2 protein-coding genes are annotated in these 2036 nt (G+C 72.5%); both read left to right on the forward strand.

The annotated features are described in order from the left end of the window. Window positions 1-285: 285 nt before the first annotated feature. A complete protein-coding gene (locus ABZ641_RS34840; protein WP_359988377.1) occupies window positions 286-1077 on the forward strand; it encodes a maleylpyruvate isomerase family mycothiol-dependent enzyme in 792 nt (263 codons plus the stop codon). Window positions 1078-1269: 192 nt separating this feature from the next. Further along, window positions 1270-1953, forward strand: coding sequence for a DUF998 domain-containing protein (locus ABZ641_RS34845; RefSeq protein ID WP_359988379.1), 684 nt, complete (start codon window positions 1270-1272; stop codon window positions 1951-1953). Window positions 1954-2036 lie beyond the last annotated feature (83 nt).

Here is a 2036-nt window from a genome sequence, read left to right on the forward strand (position 1 = left end):
CACCCACGGGGATGTGTACGCCGCCTTTATCTCCGCCTTCGAGGTGATCTCGCGGTGGGTCGGGGGCGACCCGGCACCCGGGTCGCCGCCGGTGCCGTCGGACGGTGCGGAGCGGAAGTCGGCGCCGCGACGACATAGGTGATGTCGGACACGGATCGAATGGCAGGCTCAATGGTTGACCATATGAACCATTGAGTCTACGGTCGAGTCGGCGCACAAGGTCCGCATCCGTGGAAGCCCGCGATCCACCGGGAGCGCCGTTCCGTCCAGAGAGGCGCAGCTGGTATGACGACGTCCGGCCTCCGGGTCCCCGGGACCGCCCCGATCGACCACCGTGCGGCCGTCGCCGCGGAGACCGCCCGCTTCGCGGCGGCCCTCGACGGCGCCGACTTCGCGACCCCGGTGCCGAGTTGCCCCGGTTGGGCGCTGGCCGACCTGGTCCGGCACGCGGGCAGCGTGCACCGCTGGTTCTCCGTGCTGCTGCACGGGCGGATCCAGGAGCCGCCGCGGAGCCGCGACGTCGACCTGCAGCTGCCCGCCGGCGACGACGGGTGGGCCGACTGGCTGGCCGGGAGCGCGGCGGTGGCGGCGAACGCCTTCCGGGCCACCGACCCGGACGCCCCGATGTGGGCCTGGGGCGCCGACCAGCATGCCCGGTTCTGGGCGCGCCGGATGCTGTTCGAGACCATGGTGCACCGGGTCGACGCGGAGCTGGCCCTCGGGGTGCGGCCGGAGGTCGACCGCACGCTCGCCGCCGACGGCGTGGACGAGTTCCTGACCAACCTCCCCTTCGCCGGCCTGTTCGCCCCTAAGGTGGCCGAGCTCCGCGCGGACGACCGCACGATCCGCTTCCGCGCGACCGACGGGAACGAGAGCTGGCTGGTCCGCCTGCGGCCGGACGGCTTCGGCCTCGACCCGGCCGACGACGGATCGGCCCCCGCCGACGCGACCGTCCGGGGCGCCGCCGTCGACCTGCTGCTGCTCGTGTACGGACGGCCCTCCCTCGGCAAGGACGCCGTCGCCCGGGAGGGGGACGCGGAGCTGCTGGCGCACTGGTTCGCCCACTCGGCCTTCTGAACCCGCCGGGCCGCCGGGCCGCCGGGGAGCGATGGCGGACGGGCGCCTGGGGCGGGCGGGGCGCGCGGGACGGTGCGGGCGCCGGCCGCAGGGATGGCGTGAATTCGACGTGCGCGTGGCGCGGTTTCGAGGTAAGCGGGTCCGGGAAAATCGGGAGGTACTGAGCATTCCGGGTGGCTGAGGGAGCGTCTCATGACCCACCGTGAATCCGGATTCGACCCGCAGGACCAGGACCCGCAGACCGTTCAGCGCCTCCGCTTCGGCGTCGGCGTCATCGGGTTCCTCCTGCCGATCGTCCTCCTCGTCGGAAACATCATCACGTCGGCGCGGCTCACACTGCTCGCCTCCATGAGCGCGTCGTACTACACGCACATGCGCAACGTCTTCGTCGGCAGTCTGTGCGCCATCGGCGTCTTCCTGATCTGCTACCGCCACGACCGACGCGAGGACCGGCTGAGCTCACTGGCCGGGGTGTTCGCGATCCTGGTGGCGATGTTCCCCACCCTGCCGCCGACGTCCGTCACCCCGCACCCCACCCAGGTGCAGACGACGGTCGGCATCCTCCACCTCTGCTTCGCCGCAGGGCTGTTCGGCCTGCTCGCGTTCTTCTGCCTGCGGCTGTTCGGCGACGGCCGGGGCCGGCCGGGACACCGCATCCACAACGCGGTCTACCTGGTGTGCGGTTGGGTCGTCGTCGGCTGCACCGTCATGATCGCCACGGCCGGCGTGCTGCACTTCGCGTGGGACCTCCCGCTGACCCTGACGTACGTCGGCGAGGCGGTGTCGGTGTTCGCGTTCGGTGTCGCGTGGCTCGTCAAGAGCGCGGCGATCGGCGCGGTCGCGTCCACGGCCTCACCCGGTCCGGCTCCGGCCTGATACGGCTCCCGGGTCCAGGTCGTCCCGGCGGAGCTCGGCGAGCTGCCGCTGCTGCGCGGCTTCGACGAGCCGCTGGCGCTCGG

Origin of the sequence: Kitasatospora sp. NPDC007106 (assembly GCF_040634455.1) — a bacterium.
GTDB classification, from domain to species: domain Bacteria; phylum Actinomycetota; class Actinomycetes; order Streptomycetales; family Streptomycetaceae; genus Kitasatospora; species Kitasatospora arboriphila.

Excerpts from the sequence above, each read along its gene's own strand:
- ABZ641_RS34840 (WP_359988377.1), top strand. The coding sequence starts at position 286 with ATGACGACGTCCGGCCTCCGGGTCCCCGGGACCGCCCCGATCGACCAC.
- ABZ641_RS34845 (WP_359988379.1), top strand. The coding sequence starts at position 1,270 with ATGACCCACCGTGAATCCGGATTCGACCCGCAGGACCAGGACCCGCAG.